General features: G+C 70.8%; 23 protein-coding genes. 7 read left to right on the top strand and 16 right to left on the bottom strand.

Features of this window, described 5'->3' with window-relative positions; translation table 11 throughout:
- Nucleotides 1-81: 81 nt before the first annotated feature.
- Nucleotides 82-882: an SDR family NAD(P)-dependent oxidoreductase gene (locus ACFY16_RS35505; RefSeq protein WP_390651356.1), complete on the top strand. Its 801-nt coding sequence runs from the start codon at nucleotides 82-84 to the stop codon at nucleotides 880-882.
- An 86-nt stretch (nucleotides 883-968) separates the two neighbouring features.
- Here ACFY16_RS35505 and ACFY16_RS35500 read toward each other — a convergent pair whose 3' ends face one another.
- A complete protein-coding gene (locus ACFY16_RS35500) occupies nucleotides 969-1562 on the bottom strand; it encodes a TetR/AcrR family transcriptional regulator (protein WP_390651355.1) in 594 nt (197 codons plus the stop codon).
- 27 nt (nucleotides 1563-1589) lie between these two features.
- Between ACFY16_RS35500 and ACFY16_RS35495 the strand changes: the two genes are divergently transcribed.
- The 3 genes from ACFY16_RS35495 to ACFY16_RS35485 are packed head-to-tail and all read left to right on the top strand — an operon-like array spanning nucleotide 1590 to nucleotide 4391.
- Nucleotides 1590-2732, top strand: a complete 1143-nt coding sequence (locus ACFY16_RS35495; RefSeq protein WP_390651354.1) for an ABC transporter substrate-binding protein — start codon at nucleotides 1590-1592, stop codon at nucleotides 2730-2732.
- Nucleotides 2732-3577, top strand: coding sequence for an ABC transporter permease (locus ACFY16_RS35490; protein ID WP_390651353.1), 846 nt, complete (start codon nucleotides 2732-2734; stop codon nucleotides 3575-3577). Before ACFY16_RS35495 ends, ACFY16_RS35490 begins: the two co-directional genes overlap by 1 nt.
- The gene (locus ACFY16_RS35485) at nucleotides 3567-4391 is read left to right on the top strand and encodes an ABC transporter ATP-binding protein (RefSeq protein ID WP_390651352.1); all 825 of its coding nucleotides are present in this window, start codon (nucleotides 3567-3569) and stop codon (nucleotides 4389-4391) included. Before ACFY16_RS35490 ends, ACFY16_RS35485 begins: the two co-directional genes overlap by 11 nt.
- Nucleotides 4392-4467: 76 nt before the next feature.
- Here the strand turns inward: ACFY16_RS35485 and ACFY16_RS35480 are convergent, their stop codons facing one another.
- Nucleotides 4468-5268: a FadR/GntR family transcriptional regulator gene (locus ACFY16_RS35480; protein WP_390651351.1), complete on the bottom strand. Its 801-nt coding sequence runs from the start codon at nucleotides 5266-5268 to the stop codon at nucleotides 4468-4470.
- 302 nt (nucleotides 5269-5570) lie between these two features.
- Here ACFY16_RS35480 and ACFY16_RS35475 point away from each other — a divergent pair, with 302 nt between their 5' ends.
- The gene (locus tag ACFY16_RS35475) at nucleotides 5571-6569 is read left to right on the top strand and encodes a PDR/VanB family oxidoreductase (protein WP_390651350.1); all 999 of its coding nucleotides are present in this window, start codon (nucleotides 5571-5573) and stop codon (nucleotides 6567-6569) included.
- Between the two features lie 34 nt (nucleotides 6570-6603).
- Nucleotides 6604-7371: an enoyl-CoA hydratase/isomerase family protein gene (locus ACFY16_RS35470; protein ID WP_390651349.1), complete on the top strand. Its 768-nt coding sequence runs from the start codon at nucleotides 6604-6606 to the stop codon at nucleotides 7369-7371.
- A 76-nt stretch (nucleotides 7372-7447) separates the two neighbouring features.
- On the opposite strand, the gene ACFY16_RS35465 is transcribed toward ACFY16_RS35470, so the two are convergent.
- The 13 genes from ACFY16_RS35465 to ACFY16_RS35405 all read right to left on the bottom strand — a co-directional run bounded on the left by ACFY16_RS35465 (nucleotide 7448) and on the right by ACFY16_RS35405 (nucleotide 20264).
- Nucleotides 7448-8461 carry an amidohydrolase family protein gene (locus tag ACFY16_RS35465; protein ID WP_390651348.1) on the bottom strand — a complete coding sequence of 338 codons (1014 nt, stop codon included), beginning with the start codon at nucleotides 8459-8461 and terminating at the stop codon, nucleotides 7448-7450.
- Complete coding sequence (locus tag ACFY16_RS35460; RefSeq protein WP_390651347.1) at nucleotides 8458-9597, bottom strand: Gfo/Idh/MocA family protein; 1140 nt, start codon at nucleotides 9595-9597, stop codon at nucleotides 8458-8460. The genes ACFY16_RS35465 and ACFY16_RS35460 overlap by 4 nt, the downstream gene beginning before the upstream one ends.
- Entirely contained in the window at nucleotides 9594-10196 is a 603-nt protein-coding gene (locus tag ACFY16_RS35455) for an RraA family protein (protein WP_390651346.1), read from the bottom strand. Before ACFY16_RS35455 ends, ACFY16_RS35460 begins: the two co-directional genes overlap by 4 nt.
- The gene (locus ACFY16_RS35450) at nucleotides 10193-10855 is read right to left on the bottom strand and encodes an RraA family protein (RefSeq protein WP_390651345.1); all 663 of its coding nucleotides are present in this window, start codon (nucleotides 10853-10855) and stop codon (nucleotides 10193-10195) included. The genes ACFY16_RS35455 and ACFY16_RS35450 overlap by 4 nt, the downstream gene beginning before the upstream one ends.
- Complete coding sequence (locus ACFY16_RS35445) at nucleotides 10845-11507, bottom strand: RraA family protein (RefSeq protein ID WP_390651344.1); 663 nt, start codon at nucleotides 11505-11507, stop codon at nucleotides 10845-10847. The genes ACFY16_RS35450 and ACFY16_RS35445 overlap by 11 nt, the downstream gene beginning before the upstream one ends.
- Entirely contained in the window at nucleotides 11504-12478 is a 975-nt protein-coding gene (locus ACFY16_RS35440; RefSeq protein ID WP_390651343.1) for a hypothetical protein, read from the bottom strand. Before ACFY16_RS35440 ends, ACFY16_RS35445 begins: the two co-directional genes overlap by 4 nt.
- A gap of 1 nt (nucleotide 12479) precedes the next feature.
- Nucleotides 12480-13244: a class II aldolase/adducin family protein gene (locus ACFY16_RS35435; RefSeq protein ID WP_390651342.1), complete on the bottom strand. Its 765-nt coding sequence runs from the start codon at nucleotides 13242-13244 to the stop codon at nucleotides 12480-12482.
- 34 nt (nucleotides 13245-13278) lie between these two features.
- Entirely contained in the window at nucleotides 13279-15417 is a 2139-nt protein-coding gene (locus ACFY16_RS35430; protein ID WP_390651341.1) for an acetate--CoA ligase family protein, read from the bottom strand.
- A complete protein-coding gene (locus ACFY16_RS35425; protein ID WP_390651340.1) occupies nucleotides 15414-16595 on the bottom strand; it encodes an acyl-CoA dehydrogenase family protein in 1182 nt (393 codons plus the stop codon). Before ACFY16_RS35425 ends, ACFY16_RS35430 begins: the two co-directional genes overlap by 4 nt.
- The gene (locus ACFY16_RS35420) at nucleotides 16592-17668 is read right to left on the bottom strand and encodes an amidohydrolase family protein (RefSeq protein ID WP_390651339.1); all 1077 of its coding nucleotides are present in this window, start codon (nucleotides 17666-17668) and stop codon (nucleotides 16592-16594) included. The genes ACFY16_RS35425 and ACFY16_RS35420 overlap by 4 nt, the downstream gene beginning before the upstream one ends.
- A 45-nt stretch (nucleotides 17669-17713) precedes the next feature.
- Complete coding sequence (locus ACFY16_RS35415; protein ID WP_390651338.1) at nucleotides 17714-18703, bottom strand: TIGR03619 family F420-dependent LLM class oxidoreductase; 990 nt, start codon at nucleotides 18701-18703, stop codon at nucleotides 17714-17716.
- A 66-nt stretch (nucleotides 18704-18769) separates the two neighbouring features.
- Nucleotides 18770-18997 (bottom strand): hypothetical protein, encoded by a 228-nt coding sequence (locus ACFY16_RS35410; RefSeq protein WP_390651337.1) that lies wholly within the window; start codon nucleotides 18995-18997, stop codon nucleotides 18770-18772.
- A gap of 7 nt (nucleotides 18998-19004) precedes the next feature.
- Nucleotides 19005-20264 carry a Rieske 2Fe-2S domain-containing protein gene (locus ACFY16_RS35405; RefSeq protein ID WP_390651336.1) on the bottom strand — a complete coding sequence of 420 codons (1260 nt, stop codon included), beginning with the start codon at nucleotides 20262-20264 and terminating at the stop codon, nucleotides 19005-19007.
- A gap of 1022 nt (nucleotides 20265-21286) precedes the next feature.
- Here ACFY16_RS35405 and ACFY16_RS35400 point away from each other — a divergent pair.
- The gene (locus tag ACFY16_RS35400) at nucleotides 21287-22147 is read left to right on the top strand and encodes a 3-hydroxybutyryl-CoA dehydrogenase (RefSeq protein WP_390651335.1); all 861 of its coding nucleotides are present in this window, start codon (nucleotides 21287-21289) and stop codon (nucleotides 22145-22147) included.
- Nucleotides 22148-22302: 155 nt separating this feature from the next.
- Here ACFY16_RS35400 and ACFY16_RS35395 read toward each other — a convergent pair whose 3' ends face one another.
- Nucleotides 22303-23154, bottom strand: coding sequence for an alpha/beta fold hydrolase (locus ACFY16_RS35395; protein WP_390651334.1), 852 nt, complete (start codon nucleotides 23152-23154; stop codon nucleotides 22303-22305).
- Nucleotides 23155-23414 lie beyond the last annotated feature (260 nt).

Genomic DNA, 23414 nt, shown 5'->3' with positions numbered 1-23414 from the left:
GGGGTGGCGACATCCCTTCGCATCAGAAGTCTACTTGTGTATACTTGTTCGTAGAGACACACTTCGAGAGGGAACCACGACATGAACCTCAACCTGACCGGAAAGCGGGCGCTCGTCACGGGTTCGAGCCTCGGGCTCGGCGAGGCCACCGCGAAGCTGCTGGCCGCCGAGGGTGCCGCGCTGGTCATCCACGGTCGCGACAAGGAGCGCACGGAGAAGGTCGCGCAGGAGATCCGTGAGGCCGGCGGCATCGCCACCACGGTGCTGGGCGACCTGGCCGACGACGCGACCGCTGCCGAGGTCGCTCAGGCGGCCGTCGCGGACGGTCCTATCGACATCCTCGTCAACAACGCGGGCTTCTACCGGCACCTGTCGTGGGCCGAGGCCACCCCCGACGAGTGGCGCGACACCTACAACATCAACGTGGTCTCCGGTGTGCGGATGATCCAGCACCTGGTCCCCGCGATGCGCGAGCGCGGCTGGGGCCGGGTCATCACGATCGGCGGCGGACTCGCCTCCCAGCCGATGAACACCCACCCGCAGTACAACGCCACCCTGGCGGCGCGGCACAACCTCGCCGTCTCGCTGGCCCGTGACCTGAAGGGCACGGGCGTCACCTCCAACGTGGTCTCGCCCGGAGCGATCCTCGTCGAGGCCACGAAGGAACTCGTCACCCAGATCGGCCCGGCCCGCGGCTGGGGCGAGACCTGGGAGGAGATCCAGCCCAACGCGGTGAACGCCCTGATTCCGAACGACCAGGAGCGCTTCGGCGAGCCGGACGAGATCGCGGCCGCGGTCGCGTACCTGTGCAGTGACTACGCGCAGTACGTCAGCGGTGCCACCATCCGCATCGACGGCGGGCTCATCCGCTCCGCGTTCTGAGAACACCACGGACAGAACGCGGTTGCCGGTGCGGGTGCCGGACCGTGGGGGCACGGCACCTGCACCGCGCCGCCGCCGCTCCCGCCTCAGGCGGGAGCGGCGGCGGCCGTCTCCCCGGTCACGGGTGTGAGCATGTCCGTCAGGAAGTCCGCGAGCATGTCGTTGTCGGCCGCCGCGAGCGCCGAGGTTCCCACGACGGTGCGGAGCAGCCATGTCCCCGCGACGAGGGCGAGCCCGAGCTGGGCCCGGACGTCCGTGTCCGGCCCTACCAGCAGACCCGCCAGCCGAGTGCCGACATGCGCCTCGATACCGCGGCGCAGGATGTCCACCGCTTCCGGGTCCGGCGCCGAGCGCAGCATCAGCAGGAACGGATCGAGTCGTTCAGCACCGGGCGCGGTTCGCTCGGCGAGCGTGTGCGCGAGGGTGCGCGAGAGCCCGGGGCGTTCGTCGCCGACCACTGTCGGCGGTTCGAAGGCGCGGTCCACGGCGCGCGCGAACAGCAGTTCCTTAGAACCGAAGTAGCGATTGATCATCATCGCTGTCACACCCGCGCGCTCGGCGATCTGCCGGACCCCGGCTCGCGCGTATCCATGCTCGGTGAACTCCACCACCGCCGCGGCGAGGATCGCCTCACGCGTCGCGGCCCCGTCACGCTTGCGGGCAGGCTGCACAGTACTCATGGACAGGAGCATACGGGCGATCAGTTCGTGCACGCTGCTAGACCCTGTGCGCGTTATAGGCTAATCATAGGAGCGATTGGTCGCAAGCGTGGTGACACACCAGTGGCACCACGCATCCTGGCGCAGACGGGAGCAACGATGCTCAGCGCGTGTTCACGAAGGCAGACCCTCAAGACCCTCCTGGCGGCGGCCGCCGCCGGCACCGCAACGGCCTGTGGCTCGCTCACGGGCAACAGTGCGCGGGCCGGCGGCTCCTCGAACGGCAAGAAGGTGCTCCGGCTCGCCGTGCAGGAACAGAACTTCGCCACCACCCCCCTCACCCTGGGCCAGGACCTCGGCTTCATGGCCAAGGAGGGGCTGGAGATCAGGACGACGATCGGGCAGAGCACCAGCACGATGACGGCCGGGCTGATGGGCGGCTCCTTCGACCTGCAGATCGGCGGCTCGGAACTGGTCGTCGCCCGCCAGCAGGGCGCCTCCCTCATCGCGATCGCCGGCCTGTGCAACGCCCCCATCTGGAGCGTGGTGGCCAAGCGCGGGATCTCCGGACTCGCCGACCTGCGGAACCGTACGATCGCCACCTCGGGGCCGAGCACGGTCTCCACGGTCGCGCTGACGACCACGCTCCAGAAGGCGGGCCTCGGCACAGGCTCCTACCGGATGTTCACGGCCGGGGGCACCGCCGAGCGCTTCACGGCGGTGCGCAACGGCCGGGCCGACGCGACCGTCGTCACCTCGCCCGTGGAGTTCCAGGCCGCGGAACAGGGGCTGCGGCGGCTCGGCTCGCTCTATGACACCATGCCGCACTTCGCGTCCGGCTTCGTCGTCACGACGAAAGGTTTCGCCTCCGGTCACGACGCGACACTGGTCGCTTTCTGCCGGGCGTGGCTGCACACCCTGCGCTGGATGCACGACCCGGCTAATGAGAAAGAACTCGTGCGCCGCGTCTCACGCATTCTCGGTTCACCCGCTTCCGTCATTCAGCAGGCTTACGAATACTGGCTCACCGGAAAACGTGCCGACGCCCTTTTCCCGGCGGACGGGAAGATCGACATCGCCGCATTGGAAGGTGCGGTCAAGGCGTTCGTCGACCACGGGACGATGAAAAAGGGAACCAGCATCGAAGGCTTCGTGGACCAGCGCTTTCTCAACCGTGCGGCGGGCGCCTGATGGCCGGCGACCGGACGGCAGCGCCGTCCTCCGCCGCCGCGCCCGCGCCGACGGCACGCCCACGGCGGCTCTTCGGCCGCCGGGCCGGGAACAGGGCCGGATTCTGGATCGGATGGATCTCCATCGTCGGCGGAATCGCCCTGTGGCAGGGCGCGACGGTCGTGTTCCACGTGAATCCGCTGGTCCTCGCGTCGCCTGTCCAGATAGGCCGGGCCCTCGGCGACCTGATGTCCACAGGTGAGCTGGCCGGGCATGTCACCACCAGCCTGCGGCAGTTCGGCGCGGGGTTCGCCGTCGCCGGCGTCCTGGGCGTGGTGGTCGGGTTGCTGATGGGCCAGTTCCGGTACGTCAGGTACGCCACCGAACCCTGGGTGCTGGCGCTCTACGCCACGCCCAGCATCGGACTCGCACCCCTTTTCATCATCTGGCTCGGATTCGGTTTCGGGGCCAAAGCCTTCATCGTGGTGCTCATGGCGTTCTTCCCGGTCGCCATCAACACCTTGTCCGGTGTGGAGAGCCTGGCGCGTGAATGGAACGACGTCGCCTCCTCCTTCAAGGCCGGCTGGCTGGAGCGCTTCCTCAAGGTGGCGCTGCCGGGAGCCCTGCCCTTCATCTTCACCGGGCTGCGGCTCGCCGTCGGCCGCGGCCTGGTCGGCATCGTGGTCGCCGATTTCTTCGGGGCCCAGAAGGGGCTCGGCTTCCTCATCCTGCAAGGGGCCCAGCAGTTCCGCACGGCCGACGTCTTCGTCGGCACCATCCTCCTCGCCGCCCTGGGAGTCGTCCTGACCACGTTCCTGCGTTTCGTCGAGCGCATGACCTGCCCTTGGAGGACCGATGCGAGCTGACCTGAGAACCGACGGCGCCCTTACGACCGGCACCGGGGGAGCCGCCCTGCGCCTGAAGGACGTGGGCATGCGGTTCTCCCAGCCGAACAACGGGCGGACACTCACCGCGCTGGAAGGCATCGACCTCGACATCGAGCCCGGCGAGTTCGTCGCCGTGGTGGGCCCGTCAGGCTGCGGCAAGACCACCCTGCTCAGGCTCATCGCCGCCATGATGCCTCCCACGAGCGGGACGATCGGCGTCGGGGACGGCACCGCCGCCGGCGCCCGCACGGGCTTCGTCTTCCAGCAGGCCAGCCTCTACCCCTGGCGGACCGTGCTGCGCAACGTGGCTTTCGGGACGGAACTCCGGGCGCGCACCCCGCACCGTCGTGACCGGTCGCGCAAAGCCGTGCGTGCCAAGGCACAGGAACTCATCGAGCTGGTGGGTCTGGAAGGCTTCGAGGACTACTACCCGCACCAGATCTCCGGTGGAATGCAGCAACGCGCCAACCTTGCGCGGGCCCTGGCGATCGATCCGCAACTGTTGCTGATGGACGAGCCGTTCAGCGCCCTGGACGCCCAGACGCGGGAGGAACTGCAGATCGAACTGCAGCGGATCGCCGTCCAGGCCGGCACGACGACGGTCTTCGTCACCCATGACATCGGCGAGGCCATCTACCTCGCGGACCGGGTCGTGGTCCTCTCGGGGCGTCCTGGACGGGTGCGTGAGGTGCTCGCCTGCCCCACGCCGCGGCCCCGGCCCTTGAAGTACCAGGTGTCCGACGAATTCACCGACCTGCGCAACACGGTCTGGAATCTGGTGCATTCGAAATAGCCGAGAAGCGCGGGCGGGGGGGGGGGGGGGGGGGGGGGGGTGCCCCCCCCCCCCCCCCCCCCCCCCCGCCCGTCCGTCAGGGCGCGACATCCCGCCAGCGCACCGGACGCTCGTACACCATGGGGAACTTCTCCTCGACATAGCGCCGGAACTCCCGCATGTGCCGGCGCATGGCCCACCGGGCACCCTCGGCGTCACCGGAGGTGATCGCCTCGCCGACGGCCTCGTGGGCACGGAGCACGGCCTCGCGGCGCTCCAGCGGATAACTCACGCCGAGCGGCATACCGTCCGTGATGGCATGGAGGGACGAGATGAGCAGGGCGAACAGCCCGTTTCCGGCGGCGCTCGCCACGGCCGCGTGAAAGCGGTCGTTCTCTGCTAGGAAGTTCTGTTCGTCGTCCAGGAACTGCCGCATTCCGTCGATGGAATCGGTGATCTCGTCCGCCACGTCGCCGCCGGAGACCGCGGCGGCCAGGGCCGCCAGTTCGGGTTCGAGAATCTCCCGCGCCGACACCAGTTCCTTGAAGGGCAGGCCGCGCAGTTGCAGGAAAAGGCCCAGAACTCCGGCCAGGTCCTGGGCGTCGGGCTCGGACACGATGGGACCGCCGTGCGGTCCCGCCTTCACCGTGATGACGCCGTTCATCTCGAGAAAGCGCAGCGATTCCCGCAGGGTTCCCCGGCCCGCCTCGAAACGGCTCAGCATGTCGCGTTCGCTGGCCATCTTCGTGCCGGGGGCGAGTTTGTCCTCGGTGATGTCGTCGACAATGCGCTGGGCGATCACCAGGGCGGCCTTCTGGGCGCGACGGCTCTCGGGACGGCGTCGCGGAGCCCTTTCCCGCCCTCTGGATTCCCCGTTGCCCGACTCGCCATCCGTCATGCGGCCCACACCTCTCGACTGGTCGCCGAACGCTCCCAAAATTCTATTCATCATACGCGTCAGGCCCTCGCAACAACCTTTCGCGAGCGCCGGAACAGGCCGCGAGCAGGCGCGGTACGAGCCCGCGCACCCCACGTGCGGAGGGGGCGGCACCACCGTAGCCAGATTAAAGACGATTGATTATACTAGTTATGCCCGCTGAGTGGGGCCCTTGAGCCTGCCGGAGCGCGAGAGCCCGGCGGCCCGCAGCGGACATACCGACGGAGACCCGTCCCCTCCCATGCCCGCCCTCAGGAGGCGTCATGACCGGCCACCAGCACCTTCAGGAGTTGCGCCTCCACGTCAGGCAGGTCCGCCACGAGGCCGACGACGTGGTCTCGATCCGGTTCGCCCGCCGCGACGACGGTGAACTGCCCGCCTGGGAGCCCGGCGCCCACCTGGAGATACGGCTGCCCTCGAGGCTGATCCGGCAGTACTCGCTGTGCGGAGCCCCCGACGACCGCACGGGCTACACCGTCGCCGTCCTGCGGGCCCACGACGGGCGCGGCGGCTCCGCCGAGATCCACGACACGGCCCTCGTGGGCCGGGAGCTCACAGTCCGCGGCCCGCGCAACGACTTTCCGCTGCTGCCCGCGCCCTCCTACACCTTCGTCGCCGGCGGCATCGGCATCACCCCGATCCTCGGCATGGCGCGCGCGGCCACCTCCAGGAGCACGGCCTGGTCCCTCCACTACGGCGGCCGCTCGGCGCGGTCCATGGCCTTCGTCCCGGCGATCGCCGAACTCGCCGCGGCCGCGGGAGCCCCCGTCGCCGTGCTCCCCGAAGACGTCCACGGACTGCTCGACCTCGACGGCATCGTCGCCGGCGCGGGCGACGGCGGCGCGGTCTACGCCTGCGGCCCCGCGCCCATGCTCGCGGCCCTGCGCACCGCCGTCGCCCGCAGACCCGACCTCACCCTGCACACGGAACTGTTCACCGCCCCCGCGCCCACCCCGGGCGACGCCGCGCCCCACACCGCCCCGGACCGGCACGAGCGGGACTTCACCGTCGTCCTGGCGCAGACGGGCGAGACGGCCACCGTCACCGACGGATGCACCATCCTCGACGCCGTCCGCCGACTGCGCCCCGAGGTCCCCTACTCGTGCGAGGAGGGCTTCTGCGGCACCTGCGACACCAAGGTGCTCAGCGGCACGCCCGTCCACCGCGACACGGTCCTGTCCGAGAACGACCGTGCCGGCCACACCTCGATGATGATCTGCGTGGGCAGCTGTGCGTCCGACGAACTCGTGCTGGACCTGTGAGACCCGACGACGACCAGGTGAGGAAGAACGCCCCGTGACCGACTCCAGGGTGCAGATCCGCTATGCCGGCGATGTGGCCGAGCTGGTGCTGAGTTCGCCCGGCCGCTCCAACGCACTCGACCTCGACACCGCCGAACAGCTCCGCTCGGCCACCGCCGAGGTGGCCGTCGGATCCGGCCTGCGCGCGGTCCTCCTGCGCGCCGAGGGCAAGAACTTCTGTGTGGGCGGTGACCTCCGCTCCTTCGCCGCGCACGGCGACGACCTGGGCGGCTACGTCAAGGCGGTAGCCGACGCCGCCCACGCGGCACGGGAGAACCTGCACAGGCTGCCGGTACCCGTGATCTGCGCCGTCCAGGGCGCCGTCGCGGGCGCCGGCGTCGGACTGGCGTTGGCCGGTGACATCATCCTGGTGGCCCGCTCCACCCGGATACGGCTCGCTTACACGGCCGTCGGGCTCTCTCCCGACAACGGCGCCAGCTGGACGCTTCCCCGACTGCTGGGCCCGCGGCGCGCACTGGAACTCGCCCTGACCAACCGCGTGGTGAGCGCCGAGGACGCGGTCGCCTGGGGGCTGGCGAGCGAGGTCGTCGAGGACACCGGACTCGTCGACCGCGCGCGGGAAGTCGCCCGGGACCTCGGCACGGTGCCGCTGGCGGCGCTCATCGCCACCAAACGGCTGTTCCTGGAATCGGCGGCCGGCCGGACCCTCTCCGCCCAGCTGGCCCGGGAGAGCGAGATGATCTCGTCCCTCGCCGGTTCCCCCCAAGCCCGGGACGCGATCGAGCGGTTCCTGCACCGTTGAACCACGGCACGCCGGGCGCGCGAAGGGGCCGTCGTCCCGCGGTGAACACCGCGGGACGACGGCCCCTTCGTCCGTCTCAGGCCCTGTCGACACCGGGGATCCGGAAGACGGAGAGCGCGTTTCCGGAGAAGACGGCCTGCTTCTGCCGCTCGTCGAGAAACCCGAAGCCCTCGATCACCGGCCGGATGTCGTCGAAGTCGTGACCGGTCAGCGGATCGGGCGCGCTCCCACTGCCCGGCTTCTCCGTGCCGAACAGCACCCGGTCCCAGCCCACCGTCCGCAGCAGCAGCTCCAGGGAGAGCGGGTGGTGCAGGACGGTGTCGAACCACAGGCGTCGCAGACTGTCGTCGAAGGACTCGGTCAGCACTTGTCCCTGACGCAGCTTGGGGTGCGCCCGGGCCGCGCGCCACCGGCCGATCTGGTACGGCACCGAGCCGCCGCCGTGCGCGACGATGATCTTCAGGGTGGGATAGCGCAGGAACACCTCGGAGTTGAGCAGCGACAGGATCGCGATGCTCTCCTCGGTGATGAAGTGCTCGCTGTAGGTCTCCCGGCCGTTCTGGCAGCCACCGGAGTGGATGAGCGCGGGCACGTCCAGCTCGACCAGCTTGTCGAAGAGCGGGTACCACCACTCGTCGCCCAGCGGCGCCACATGTCCGGTGCCCTCGGAGGGGTCCGGGTTGAGGACGCAGCCGACCATGCCGAACTCGGTCACCGCCCGCCCCAGCGCCACCGCCCACTCGCGCGGGGTCTCGCCGTAGGCCTGCGGAAGACCGGCGACACCGGCCAGCCGCCCCGGGAACTGGGCCGCCTGGCGGGCGATCGCGTCGTTCACGGCATCCGTCCACCAGTGCACGACACGGGCCGGCTCGACGGAGTGCGCGCACGAGAACGGGCGCGGCGAGATCAGCTGCACGTCGGTCCCGACACTGTCCATCGTCGTGACCGTGCGCTCGCCGTACTCCTTGAGCTGGGCGTCGGTGACCCCGGCGCCGAACTGTCCGTGCGTGCCGCGCGAGGACAGCAACGAGGCCTGGTAGGCGTACAGTTCGGCCGGCGCGTTCAGATGTGCGTGGGCATCGATGATCACGGGTTCTCCTTGGTGCTTGATACCAGGGCCTGGGGCAGGCCCACTTGGTGGCGCAGGGCGACGGGCGCGCCCGTGCGGGCCGACTCGTACAGCGCGAGGCACGTCTCCAGCGTGGCGACGCCCCAGGCACCGTCGTGGGCGGGCGGCTGCCCGTCGAGGGCCGCGTCCATCTCCGCGAGGGCGGCGTCCCATCCCGAGGGCTCGTCGTCCACCAGCACCTCGTTGACGTGCTGTCCCTCGCGCAGCAGCAGGCCCTTGGGGGTCACCCAGGCCGCCCCGCCGCTGAACGTGGCGACCGTGGCGCCGAACATCGGGCACACCCGCCCTGCATCGTCCCGCCCCGGCAGGGCGAAGTACTTGCCGAGCACGGGGGAGGGGGCGATGTCGAACGTGGCGAGTTCCCCCACCCCCCAGGTCAGCAGGCGGCCGTCGAACGCGCCGGTGCCGTCGTAGTAGGCGCTGGCGTGGACGCCGTCGGCGAAACCGAGTTGGGCCGAAAACCCCAGCTCGGTGCCGCCGGTGCCGCCGAACGGCATCCCGAAGATCCACTCGGCACGGCCTCCGCACACGTACCGCAGGATGTCGAGCTGGTGGGCGCCCTGGCGCAGGACGAGTCCGTTGCCCAGTCCGGCGTCCAGGTTCGCGGGGGAGCGGGGCCTGGTGTGCCAGTCGGTGTGGCAGACCGAGGACACCGACAGCAGACGGCCGAGCCGCCCGGTGGCGGCCACCCGGCGCAGGGCCCGCACCGGCGCGTCGCTGCTGTGCGTCGCGCCCACCAGCAGGACGACACCCGCCGCGCGCGCCGCCTCTACCGCCGCCCGCGCGTCCTCGAGCGTCGCGGCCAGGGGCTTCTCGCTGATCACCTGCTTGCCGTGGCCGGCCGCGGTGCGTACGGCACTCAGGTGGTGGGCGGTCGGGGAGGCGACGTAGAGCACGTCGACGTCCTGCGCGGCCGCCAGCCCGGCCACGTCGGTGAACACCGTGCAGCCCGTCTCCCGCGCCGCCCGGGTCCGGGCTGCGTCACTGACGTCCGCCACCCCGGCCAGCCGGAAGCGGCCGGTGCGGGCCACCGCGGCGGCCATCAGCCGGCCGGCCGCGCCCCAGCCGACGATGCCCAGCCCGCGAACGGCGCTCATGCCAGTCCGTAGATGTCGAGCGTCGACTCCCCGGCGGCGAGCCGGGTACGGACCGACTCCTCCTTCTGCTCCCGCTCGTACGCACGGGCCGCCACCACGTCGATCTGTTCGGCCGGCAGGACCACGACCCCGTCGGCGTCCCCCACGACGATGTCGCCGGAGCACACGGTCGCCCCGCCGATGCTCAACTCCCCCCGCAGACCGCCCCGGGAGGGGTCCTTGCCGGTGCCGCGCACGCACAGGCCGCGAGCGAAGACGGGCAGACCCATCCGGAGCAGATCGCTGCCGTCCCGGACACAGCCGTCGATGACCAGGCCGCCCAGCCGGCGTTCGCGCGCGGCGTGGGTCATGATGTCGCCCCAGTAGCCGTACTCGAAGCCGCCGCCGGTCGCGACCACCAGGACGTCGCCGGGTTCGGCGGCGTAGATGGCGCGGTGCAGCCAGATGTTGTGACCGGGCGCGGCGTCCACGGTGAACACCCGCCCGCACACCCACCAGGTCCGGTCCAGCGGGCGGATCCGCGGTGGCAGCGGCACCGCCCCCGACTCGTGCAGGGTCGCCGTCCCGTAGGGGTGCAGGTCCACCGCCGTCGCGTTCACCGTGCGCCGCCGCGGGTCTGGAGCACGTGGTAGCCGGCCTCGGCGCGCGCCTCGTCCAGCCGGGAACCGGCGGCGACGGCCCGCCGGATACGGTCCTCGGCCTCGTCGATCTCGACCGCGACCGCGAGCACCCGCTCGGCCTCGGCGGCGGCCAGCACGACGACGCCGTCCGCGTCCCCCACCACGAAGTCCCCGGGCACGACCTCGACCTGCCCCAGCAGGACGGGCCGCCCGGTGTGCGCGAGACGGACCCGGTCCTTGCCGGTCTGCATGGTGCGGCCCCGGGTGAACACCGGGTACCGCAGCTCCAGGCTGGGCCCGACGTCACGGCACACCCCGTCGATGACCGTGCCGCCGATGCCGCGCGCCGAGGAGACGTAGGTGAGGATGTCGCCCCACACCGTGCAGTCCAGGCGGCCGTGGTTGTTCAGCACGACGATCTCGCCCGGGGCGACGTCGTCGATGTAGTCGCCGACCGTGCCCCCGTTCTCGTCGACCGGCTCGTACTGCCCGGTGAACGCCCGCCCGCACAGCCGCAGTCCGGTGTCGAAGGGCAGCACACCGGGCACGGCACCGGGCAGGCCGAGCCGGTCCAGGGCGTCGGACAGGGTGGATGTGCCGATCTCGCGCAACCGCGCGACCGTCTGGTCACTCTCCATCGAGCATCTCCTCGTAGTTCCGGCCCAGCACCGCGGAGGGCGCGTCCCCGCGCCGCAGGGCCTCGGCCATCAACCGCTCCTTGGCCACCAGCCGTTCGGCGATGTCCAGTACCTCGCCGATGCGCGCGGACGGCACGAAGACCACCCCGCTCGCGTCGGCGGCCACCCAGTCACCCGGGTTCACCGGCACACCCGCGAAGACGATCGGCTCGCCGACGGTGTCCTCGATGTAGCGGCCGCGCGCGGTGAAGGGGACGACCGCGCGCGCCGACACCGGAAGCCGGAGTTCGCGGATCTCGTCCACGTCCCGGCAGGCGCCGTCGACGACGATCCCGCCGACCTCGCGCAGGGACGCCGTCAGGGCGAGCAGCCCGCCCCACGTCGCCGAGACCGGGACGGTCCCTGCCTCGGCCTGTTCCACCACGACGATGTCGCCGGGCTCGGCCAGTTCGAGCGCGGCGGTCCCCAAGTGGCGTGGCGCGGACCGGCCTTCGGCGGGCACGGTGCGCATCGGCACGACCCGCCCGGCCAGGCGGCCGCCCTCCCAGACGGGCAGCACTCCGGCCACCGCGCCCGCGAGGCCCAGCGAGTCCAGCGCGTCGGAGATCAAACAGGTGTCCAACGCGGCCAGCCGCTCGCGCAGTTCGCTCATGAGCCGTCCTCGGCCCAGGTGAAGAAGCCCATGCCGCAGCCGGAGCCGGCCGTCGAGCGGTAGGCGGGGATGTAGTCGACGGTCCTGCCCGGCAGGCCCCGCATGGCCGCCCCCACGGCGATCCAGTTGCGGATCTCCGAGCTTCCCTCCGTCAGCCCCTCCACCGGGAGCTGGGCCAGCGCGTCCGTGTCGTGCCGCTCCAGCGCCTCCAGCAGCCCGCGGTCGAGCTTCTCGTCGATGATCGGGTGCGTCAGACCGCCGGACGCGATCAGGGCGACCCGCTTGTCGGAGTCCCAGCTGTCGATCGCCGCCCGCAGCTCCTGCCCGATCTGCACACACCGCTTCGGCGTGGGCTGGTTGGGCGGGTAGTACGTGTTGAGCATGATCGGCACCAGGGGCAGCCGGGGCAGCCCCTCGAAGAGCCTGCGGTAGATGAAGGTGAACGCGTGCCCCAGCGTCCGGTCCGTCGGCTGCTCGGTGAACTGCGCGGCGTCCACGCCCGCTTCGACGAGCTGCTCGACCAGGTGCAGTCCCAGTACGGGATCGGTCTCGTAGGTGTCGTCCTGCTCCGCGTGGTAGTACGGGTAGGCGGACTCCATCGTGTGCGGGTAACCGGCCATGCCCGGCGGCCGGTCGTCCAGGGACGTGCCCCAGAAGATCGACAGGGCGGGCATGATGTCGTCGAGGAACAGCTCCCGCTGGTCGTCACCGATCACCACCAGGACGTCCGGCCGCAGGTCCAGCAACTCCTGCCGGGTCCGCTCCAGAGCCCGCTGGCAGGCCTCGTGCCGGGCCGCCATCAGATGCGGGTCGAGTTCCCCCTCCAGCTCGCCCGCGGTCCGGGTCGTGGGCGGCAGGCCGAGTTCGGCGAGCCTGCCCTGCTCCAGGTCCCCGTGCGCACGCCAGCCGCCCGGCTCGATCGACAGCTGCGGGCTGTGGGACACGCCCGCGCCACCCACCAGTTGCGCCATCTCAGTTCCTCCTCGTGACATCGGCGGCCGCGCCCAGCGAGTGCCGGTAGAAGTCCCACGTCCAGTGGGCATAGGTCTGCGCGGCCTTGCGGCTGTCGACGAAGTCCGCGACCTCCGCCGCGTCCTCGTCACTCAGCAGCACCGGCGTGGCGTCCCCCACGCTGTGCAAGCCGAGGGTCAGGTCGGCCAGCGTCTCCAGCTTGATCGCACGGACGGTGGCCTGCTGGACGTCCTCCCCGACCGCGACGATCCCGTGCCCGCGCAGCAGACAGGCGTCGACGTCGCCCATCGTGGCCGCGACCGCGCCGCCCAGTTCCCGGTCGCTGATCAGGACCGCCCGCGGATACACCGGTACGCCCCGCACGGCGAGTTCCATCGCTCCCGGGTCGTAGGCGCCGATCACCGGCTGCATCGGAAGGCCGAGCACCCCGCACAGCAGCGAGGCACGCGGATGACCGTGCACCACACAACCGACGTCCGGGCGCGCCCGGTACAGCTCGGTGTGGATGGGCCACTCTCCGGGCAGGGCGTAACCGCCGTCCAGGTCGGCGTTGGTGGAGTCGAGACCGACGAGTTTGATGTCGTCGACGACCGTGAACTCGACTCCGGGGTCCTGCGGCGGCCGGCACCGCACCAGGAACCGGTCGGTTCCCGGCACCCGCGCGCTCACGTGGCCGGTGATCTCCCGGACGCATCCCGTGGCGGCGAGTATCCGGCAGGACAGGGCGACCAGGGCTCGCAGGTCGTCCAGTTCGGTGGTGCTCATGAAAGACGTTCCTTTCAGGACTGTCGGTGATCGGTCACCGCGGCGGGGCCGCGACCAGGCGGGCCGCCGCCCGGGCCATGCGGGCCGGCTCGGCGAACACCCGGATCCCCCGTTCGGCCAGCAGGCGCATGCCTTCCTCGGCGAGGTCCCGGGCGACCAGCCAGGTCACCAGCACCGGCGGCCGGCCGGGCCCGCCGGCGTCGGCGATCTCCCGGGCGACCCGGACCGCGTCCTGCCCGACGATGCTGGTGAGCACCACACAGGTGACGTCCACCCCGGGGTCGTCGGCGACCAGTTCGAGCGTCCGGCGCAGCGTGCCAGCGGCGAAAGCGCCCTCCGCGGTCACATCCAGCGGGTTGGCCGCGTGCGCGAACGCCGGCAGCGCCCGCGCCAGCGCCTCGGTGGTGGCGTCGCCGAACCGGGCGACATCCAGGCCCTGTTGGCTGATCAGGTCCGCGGTGGCACTGCCCGCGCCGCCGGAGGTGGTCACCACCGCGATGCGCCGGCCCGCGGGGCGGGGCACACTGCCCAGCACCCAGGCCGTCTCGAGCAGTTCGGTCATCTCGGAGACCTGGACGGCGCCCTCCTGTTCCAGAACCGCCCGGTAGGCGGACTCGCTGCCGGCGAGCGCGCCGGAGTGCGACGCCACCGCCTGCCTGCCCGCCGCGGTGACGCCCGTCTTGAACACGACGACCGGTACCCCGGCCTCCCGGGCCGTGCGCAGCGCCCCGCGGAAACGTGCCCCGTCCACCACACCCTCCAGGAACACGGCGACGGCGTCCGTGGTGTCCAGACCGGCGAAGTAGGCGAGGTAGTCGGCGACGTCCAGCTGTGTCTGGTTGCCGACGGTGACCCAGTCGCCGATGCCGTATCCCTGGGTCAGCTCGTGCGAGACGAGGCTGCCGGCGACGGCACCACTCTGGGCGATCACACACGTCCCCGAGGGCCGCAGCACCTGCCCGTCGACGGCCTGGCTGAACGTGGCGGCCATCCGGTGGTGGGCGGAGACCACCCCGATCGTGTTGGGGCCGCACACGACGGTGCGTGAGCCCTCGGCGGCCCGCCGCAATCGCTCCTCCAGGGCACTGCCGTCCGCGCCCGCCTCGCCGAACCCGGACGCGTAGACGATGGCGGCGGGCACCCCCCTGCGCACGCACTCGCGCACCGCGTCCACGCTGGCGGCGGCCGGCAGCGCGATGCACGCGAGGTCCGGCACGACGGGCAGGTCGTCCAGTGAGGCGGCCGCGGGCAGGCCGTCCACCTCGCCGCCCGAGGGGTTGACCGGGTAGAGGGCACCGGTGAAACCGTGCCCGCGCAGGGAACGCAGCACCCGTCCGCCGGGCTTCGCCGGATCCCGGGAGGCGCCGATGACGACGATGCTGTCCGGCCTGGCCAGCGGGCGAAGGTCGGGCGCGGGACGGACGGCACCGCCGGCCCCGGCGGGCGCGCCGCCGGTGAGGACCATGCCGACGTCGAGCACCCGGCACGTGCCGTCCGGCAGGATCCGTACCGGGTTCAGATCCAGCTCCGCCACCTCGGGCAGTGCCATGGCCAGCGCGCTGATATCGGCGACGAGCCGGCAGAAAGCGGTGGTGTTCACCGGTTCCTGGCCTCGGTAGCCGGCCAGCAGCGGGGCGCAGGCCAGCGACCCCAGCATGCGTGCCGCGTCAGCTGCCGTCAGCGGGGCGACCGCGCGCGCCACGTCCCGGAACAGCTCGACCGTCACCCCGCCCATGCCGGTCAGGATCACCGGGCCGAATGTGGCGTCCCGTACCCAGCCGAGGAACATGTCGACACCGGCCCCGATCATCGGCTGTACCCCGACGACAGCGTCCTCAAGACCCAGGTTCTCGCTGGTGGCCCGCAGTTGGGCGTAGGCGTCGCGTACCTGCTCGGCGGTGGCCGGGCCGAGTCGGACCAGCCCGGCGTCGCTCTTGTGGATCACAGCGTCGGACAGTGCCTTGAGGACCACCGGGCCCCCGAAGCCGGCCGCGGCCGCGACGGCCTCCTGCGCCGAGCCGGCTGTCGTCATCGGTACGAACGGCAGACCGAGTGGTTCGAGCAGGGTCCGGCCGGTCGCCTCGCCCAGGGCGGCGCCGGCCCGTAGGACCTGGATCCGGCGGCGCACCCGGGCGATGGTCCCGTGCGCGGTCGGAGCCGACGCCTGGGTCATGACCCGCTCTCCCGGCCGGCGGTGGCCAGGGCGTCGCGGGCGATGAGGAGGCGGTGGATGTCGTTGGCGCCCTCGACGATCTGGAACACCTTGGCGTCACGGTAGGCGCGGGCGACTCCGTAGTCCTCCGAGACGCCGTAGGCGCCGTGGATCTGCACGGCTTCCGTGGCGGCCGACTGCGCGGTGTCGCTGGCGTACAGCTTGGCCATGCTCGCCTCGGTGCGGGCCCGTTCGCCGCGTTGCATCGCCTCGGCGCACTGCTGGGTGAGCAGCCGTGCCGCCTGCACGGAGACCGCCATGTTGGCGATTTTGTGCTGGACCATCTGGAAGTTGGCGATGGGCTGGCCGAAGACGACCCGGTCCACCGCGTAGCCGACCGAGGCGTCCAGACAGCTCTGGGCGAGACCCACCGCCCGGGAGGCGACCGACAGCCGGCCTCGCTCGACGGCGGTCATGGCGACGGCGAAGCCCTGGCCTTCTTCGCCCAGCAGTGCCTCCTCGCCCAGTTCCACCCCGCCGAGGGTCAGGCCTCCGGTGCACAGCGGACGGAAGCCGAGCTTGTTGTGCACCGGTTCCTTGAGCACCCCCGGCGCGTCGGCCGGAATGATGAAGGCGGACAGGCCGCGCCGTCCCAGGGACGGGTCCGCGGTGGCGAACGTGACGAAGAACGAGGCCCGGTCGAGGTTGGTGATCCAGGCCTTGGCGCCGTGCAGCACGTAGCCGTCACGGGTCCGCTCGTAGCGCGTGCTGGTGCCCGCGACGTCACTGCCCGAGCGGGGCTCGGTGACGCCCGCGCCGCCGAAGATCCTGCCTTCGGCGAGCGGAACCAGCCAGCGCTTGCGCTGTTCGTCGGTCCCGAAGGTGAGCAGCCCGGCGCCCACCAGGGCCGACGGCATGCTCATCAGCACGCCCAGGCAGTGGTCGACCCGGGATATCTCCTCGATCACCTGGGAGAAGGTGACGTGGTCCAGGCCCAGGCCGCCCCACTCGGGCGGCACCACCCCGCCGAAGAAACCGAGGCCGGCCATCTCGGCGAGGAGGTCGTCGGGCAGCTTCTCCGCGGCGTCGTACTCCTGGACCCGCGGGGCCACCTTCTCCTGGGCGAACTCCCTCACCAGGCGCAGGAACTGCTTTCTCTCCGCCGGGGCCAGCGGCTCGGCGACCGCGTTCCCGGTCATCGTCCGGACTCCGCGGCCTCGAGGTTCTTGCGCAGCCGCGGGAAGATGTCCAGCGCGGTGTCGCCCAGCATGAGGTCGAGATCGGCGGTGGAGTTGGCCGCGTTGCCGCGCAGCACGGCGGCGATGTCGTCGGCCCAGCCCTCGGCAGGGGTCTTCTTGTGCGAGCCGTCGCCGGGCCGTTCGGTACCCAGCACCACACGGTCGCTGCCCACCGCCTTGACCAGGAGCCCGAGCGCCTCCTCCGTGTAGAGGCAGGTGTCGTAGTAGAGCTTGCGGATGGCCTCGTCGAAGGTGCCGCCCCGGCCGGTGCCCTCCCAGTAGGTGCCGCGGAAACGGCCGACCTGGTAGGGGATGGAGCCGCCGCCGTGCGGGACGATGACCTTCAGCTCGGGGAACGTCTCGAAGACGTCGGACTGCACGAGCGACATCACCGCGATGGACTCTTCGTTGATGAAGTGCAGGCTCTGGTTCTCGCGGATGGAGACGCAGCCCGCCGAGTGCACCAGCAGCGGCATCTCGTACGCCACCAGCTTCTCGTACAGCGGGTACCAGTACTCGTCGCCCAGGCCCGGAACGTCCATGGGGGCCCGGCCCTCGCTGGGGTCCGGATTCAGCAGCACGCCGACGAAACCGAGTTCGTTCGCGCAGCGGTCCAGCTCGTCGAAGACGACATCGACGGGTTCGTTCCACACCACCGGAAGGTTGGCGATGCCCTGGAGCCGGTCGGGGAAGAACTGCACCTGGGTGGCGATGGCGTCGTTGACGGTCTCCGCCCACCAGTGCACGATCCGGGCCGGCTTCTCGGAGTGCATCAGGCTGTAGGGCCGCGCCGACACCAGCTGCACGTCCGTGCCGACCCGGTCGAGCCAGGCGATGTGCTCTTCGGCGAAGTGCTTCAGCTCCTCGGGGGGGATGACGCCGGTACGGCCGTGGCTCATCCCCTCCCGCGCCTCGGAGAATCCCTTCAGCCGGCGGCCGTAGTGGCCGCGGGTGCCGATGAGGAACTCCCGGTAGCTGTAGAGCTCCGACGGCGCGACGATGTGGCCGTGGACGTCGACGATCCTTTGTGGCATCTCACATGCTCCTTGGGACGGCTTGGGTTTCCTGAGGGGGTGTGATCAGCAAAGAGGGGTGGTGCCGGGGCCGGCGGCATCCGGCCGGACCTCGGGCAGCACGTCCGAGCCGAACCAGGTCATGGCCTCGATCAGTGCGGACTGGCTGGGGCTGGGCAGGTCCACGATGAAGTCGGTGGCGCCCGCCGACCGCCAGCGCTCCACCAGCTCCAGGCAGGCCTGCGTGGCCTGCGCGCCCGGTGCGGCGGAGGGGGGAGCGGGCCGGCCGCGCGGTGCGCGACCGCCCAGCGGGGCGATGGGGACGACGACCCGGAAGTCCTCGGGCAGTCCTCCGCGTGCCGCGGCGGCTCGGTCCAGCAGCTCCGTGACCTGATGAGGCGTCAGTGCCCAGGGGGTCCAGGCGTCGCCCAGGTCGAGCGCTCTGCGCAGTCCGACGGCGCGGTCGCCGCCCACCCAGACGGGCGGCCGCGGCCGCTGCACGGGAGCCGGCCGGCAGATCAGCTGGTCCATCGTGACGTAGGTGCCCCGGCTGCTGACCGGCTCTCCTTCCCACAGTCGGAGCACTGCCGCGAGGTACTCGTCGGCGATCGCTCCACGTTCGGCGAAGGGGATCCGTGCGGCCTGAGACTCGTAGGCGCGCCGGCCCACACCGAACCCGGCGATGACCCGGCCCTGTGAGAGCACATCGAGGGTGGCGAAGGCCTTCGCGGTGATCAGCGGGCTGCGCAGCGGGATCTGGTAGACGTGCGTGGCGAACCGGATGTGCCGGGTGCGGGCGGCCAGGAACCCGATGGTCGCGACCGGATCGAAGAACCGGGCACTGCCGTAGAGGGCGCGTTCACCGTCGGTGAGGGCGGCGTGGTCGCCGACGGTGACGAAGTCCAGGGAGAGGGACTCCGCCGCCGTGACGACGGCGGCGAGGTCCTCCGGGCCCGCGGTGTCCTCCCAGTCCTGGAGGTTGATGGGCTGCACCACGGGCGTGAACAGCCCGAAGGAGGGCCCTCCCGCCGGGGGAGCAGTTCCTGGCTTCGGCATGTCGTGGTTCTCATTTCACGGGCGGCGGAACGGCTCCACCGTGGGTGAACGCGTCTCCCGCACACGTCAGTTGACGAGTACGCGGATGGTGTGGCCGGTCGCGCACAGATGGCGGACGGCCTCCTCATGGGTGCGGGCGCCGATCGCGGCCGTCCACCCGCAGCCCGCCGCGCGGCAGGTCGCGGTGGGGAGCCACTCTCCGCACACCTGGCAGATGCCCCCGGTGTTCAGATGCCGACCGGTGCCGCAGGACGGTGTCCCGGCCGCTGACCCGGTGTCGTCGGTGTGCCCCACGGCGGACTCAACCGGCCTTCCACAGCGCGGAGTCGATGCGCTGCGCCAGTCCGCTCAGCCGCGGACTGTAGAGAGCCTGGGTGCGCAGGAAGGAGGCCACGGGATTGCCGCCCCCGCCGCCGATCCCCAGCTCCTTCTGTTCCTGGGGCAGTTCGATGACGTCCTTGGCGTCCTCCGCCGCGGTGACGTTCATCGGCGTGCCGCCGTTCTCCACGATCTCCAGCTGGCTGCGCAGCAGGTTGCGGTACAGGGCGATGCCCTGGTCGGAGGAGCTGAGGTGTTCGTCGTCACGGGTGGTGAGCGGACCCTGGGTCACCCACACCATGGCGTCCTGCGAGTCGATGGTGTCCATCAGGAAGCTGCCGTCCTCGTTCTGCAGGGTCACCTCGTAGGCGTCCGGCAGGTGGCGGACGTCGTCCACGAGGGGGCCGTACTCCTCGGGAACGTCGTACCAGCAGTACCAGAAGTGCAGGGTGTGGGTGTCGTCGACCGGGACCCGGATCTGGAAGGAGCTCAGCCCGTAGCCGCCGACCTTGAGGATGTTGGGGAAGTAGACCGGGTGGCCCACCTTCCAGTCCTCGTCGTCCTCGGTCTGTCCCTCGCGCAGGCGCCGCTTGATGATGCCGTAGTCGACGAGGTCGAAACCGATCTTGATGTGGTGGCCGCCGAGGACGGTCGGCTCCTTGCCCTCGCGTTCGAGGTGGTAGTTGAAGAGATGACCGTGCAGCCATTCGACGTGGGTCGGGTCGAAGGAGTTCTCCATGATCTGGAGCCAGTTGCACGGGATCACCGCGTATCCGATGTCCCGGAAGCGGGCCGGCCCTTCCTCCCGGGTGAACAGGTCCAGCCGCGGCAGTGCCGGTGCGGGCCCGGGACCGAGGTAGGCGAAGACCAGTCCGCCCAGCACCTGGACCGGGTAGCCGGTGATCTGGGCACGGGACTTGAGCTGCGGTGAGTCGGGCACCTGGTTGGGCTGCTCGAGACACTCGCCCCGCGCTGAGAACAGCCAGCCGTGGTAGGGGCACCGCAGCCCGTTCTCCTCCGGAAACCCGTATCCGAGGGAGGCGCCGCGGTGCGGGCACCGCTCGCGCACGAGTCCCAGCTCGCCGGATGTGGCGCGGTACAGCACGAGATCCTCGCCGAGGATCCGCACCCGTTTGACGGGGTTCCCGGCCAGGTCCGCCTCGGTCGCGATCGGCTGCCACTGCCGGCGAAAGAGCTCGCCCGCAGGTGTCCCGGCGCCGACGAGACTGAGACGTTCGTTCACGTCAGAGCGCAACATTGCGTCCTCGTATCTCTTGATCCACCACGAGGCCTCGTCGCCGTCGTGGTGGGCGGCTCATCTCCACGCAGGTCGCTATTGGGGATAATCATAGGAGCGACCTGAAGAGTGTCAACCCCCGAATCCCGTTCGAGGCTGTTGACCTTGGGTTTTGTCGCGGCTGGATCGCCGGTGGCCCGCTCGGCGTCGCGAGGCACTGCGAATCCTTCGCGGCCCGATGGCAGGCGTAGACCAGAGGTCTCGCAGGAGCGCGGCCCTCCCGCCGAAAGCGCGGGTCGGTCGGTGGACACCCGGAGGGCCGGCGGAGGCTACAGGTGCTCGCAGGTGCATTTCCGGGGCCGGGGCTTCACAGTAATGTTCGAAGGGCGGTCGGAGGCGCCTGCGTATCGCCGCCGTTGCGACTTCGAGGCCCGCGAGGTCGAGTGCGCGACGCCTTTCGGTGGCACGGGGTGTCCACTCGGGCCTCTGTCGTCATCAGCACTCCCTCATGTGCAGCCGGTGTGACCCGATGCCGGTCGTGCGGGGCACCGCCGGGTTGTCGGTTCCTCCTCGTGCGTCGATCGCGGCACGTGGACGGCCGAAGCCGCTCATGTCTACGACGGTAGACCTTGAGGGCTGATTTGACTACACGATGGAAGCCGGTGATTCGATCCGCTCGATCGGGTCCGCTTGCGCAGGCCGGCCAGGTGGTCGATCCGGCTCGCGCGGGCGACAGTGATACGTGTCTGCTCCGAAGCGCCCCTCACCGGCCGCTGCGCACCTCGAGGGCCGTCGGCTGGACGATCCCGACCTGCTGCGTTGTGCTCATGCTCACACGCGCTGTCACTTAACGTAATTTACTAGGTCGTCCTACTGTTTTGCCGTCGCCGTTCCACAGCCCCCTCCGGGAAGACATCCCGGTCGTGGTTCACCTACGCCGAGACATATCTCGCTCGTGGCATGCACATCGATGACTTCGCTTCCAACCTGCCGTGCGTAACGTCCGAACCAAGCGAGAGGACCTCAAGATGGAACCCGTCACCCGCCTAGGCGTCGTCGGCTGCGGCCTCATGGGTTCAGGCGTCGCCGAAGTAGCGGCTCTGAGCGGCCTCGACGTCCGGGTCGCCGAGATCTCAGCAGATGCAACCGACGCCGGCCGTCGGCGCATTGCGGCATCTCTCGACCGGGGCGTGCTACGCGGCAAACTCACCACACATCAGCGAGATCAGGCCCGTGCCCGGCTCACCTTCACCCACGACCTCGGCGATCTGGCGGACCGCCAGGTCGTCATCGAAGCCGTCGCCGAGAACCGTGACATCAAGACCGACGTCGTCCGCGCCCTGGACAAGACGGTAGAGGACGCCGAGGCCGTGCTGGCCACCAACACCTCGTCCATCCCGATCGTCGACCTCGCTGTCGCCACCGAACGTCCCGGCCGGATCATCGGTCTGCACTTCTTCAACCCGGTGCCCGTACAGCAACTCGTCGAGATAATTCCGGCCCTGACCACCAGCCAAGAGACCCTGCGCCGTACCCGGGCCCTGGCCGAGCAGCTGGGCAAACAGCCTGTCCAGGCCCCTGACCGCTCCGGCTTCGTCGTCAACGCTCTGCTTGTGCCCTACTTGCTCGGCGCGGTGCGCATGGTGGAGTCGGGAAGTGCCCGGCCCGAGGACATCGACCGGGGCATGGAACTCGGCCGCGCCCACCCCATGGGGCCGCTGCGACTGCTGGATCTCATCGGCCTGGACACCGCGCAGGCGGTCGCGGAATCGATGTACGAGGAGTTCAAGGAACCGCTCCATGCCGCGCCGGCGCTGCTGCGCCGTATGGTCGCCGCCGGTCACCTCGGCCGCAAGAGCGGACGGGGCTTCTACTCTTACGACGCCTGATCACGCCCAGTTGGTCGCCCGCCGGTGTCCGGCGGCGTCCTCGGGGCGTAGGTCTGACGTCCTTTCTCACACGAACGCCCGTACACCTGTGAGGTGTACGGGCGTTCGGAACAAGAGGGGCGCTGGAACCAGCGGTCTCGTCATCCGTGACGATGTCAGCGGACGGTGGCGCGGGCGGCCTGCTCGATGACGTCGGCGACGAGGTGCGGGTGGGAGACCGCGACCGAGTGGGACGCGGCGACCTCGGTGGTGTGGGAGTGGGCGCGCTTGGCCATGAAGCGCTGCACGGCCGCGGGGATGTTGAGGTCGCGGGTGGTGACGATGTCCCAGCTGGGCTTGGTCTTCCAGGCCGCGGTGGTGGCCTTCTCCTCCAGGGCGGACTGGGCGATGGGGCGCTGCTCGGCGGCCATGAGGGCGGCCTGGCCGGCGGAGACGTCGGCGGCGAACTGGTGGCGGAACTTGTCCTGCTGGATGTACAGGTCGGTGGCGGTGGTGCCGTCGGCCTGCTGGTAGGTGACCGGGTCGAGGGCGTCCGGCAGCGTGGAGCCCGGGTACTTGTTGGTCAGCTCCAGGGCGCTCTCACCGGGCGCCGGCAGGAAGGCCGCGACGTAGACCAGGCCCTTGACCTCGGGGTCGTCGGTTGCGGCCTCGCTGATGACGTTGCCGCCGTAGGAGTGGCCGACCAGGATCTTCGGACCCTTGACGTGGTCGAGGACCGTCCGCAGGGCGGCGGCGTCGGAGGCCGGGCCGCGCAGCGGGTTGGCGGCGGCGACGACCGGGTAGCCGTCGGCCCGCAGGTCGGCGATCACGCCGTTCCAACTGGAGCCGTCGGCGAAGGCACCGTGTTCCAGGACGATCGTCGGCTTGACGTGCCGGCCCGCCTCGGCGGTGCCCGTCGCACCGTTCGCGGTGCCGCTGAGGGCAAACGCGCCGAGGGCGAGGCCTGCAGTGAGAGTCGAGACCACGCCCGTCACGAGCCGCTTGCGTCCACCCTTGATGCTGACCACGACGAACCCCTTTTCAGATGCCCTTAAGGCTTTCGGACGGGCGGTCCGGCATCGCCGGTGTCCTTGTGCGTCACCGCCCTGACTGGTTATGAATCTTTCATGAGTGGCGTCACCTGTCAAGGCGGTGACGAAGTCTCGGTGTCCGGCACCGGGAGGACCGGAAATACGGCGCGGGCGGGGGGGGGGGGGCCCCCCCCCCCCCGGGGGGGCCCCCCCCCCCCGGGGGGGGGGGGCGCCCCCCCCCCCGCGGCCCGGCACGC

The organism is Streptomyces sp. NPDC001315 (assembly GCF_042896175.1).
GTDB lineage: Bacteria > Actinomycetota > Actinomycetes > Streptomycetales > Streptomycetaceae > Streptomyces.
The sequence above is the reverse complement of the archived record's forward strand: the minus strand, read 5'-3'. Positions and strand labels throughout refer to the sequence as shown.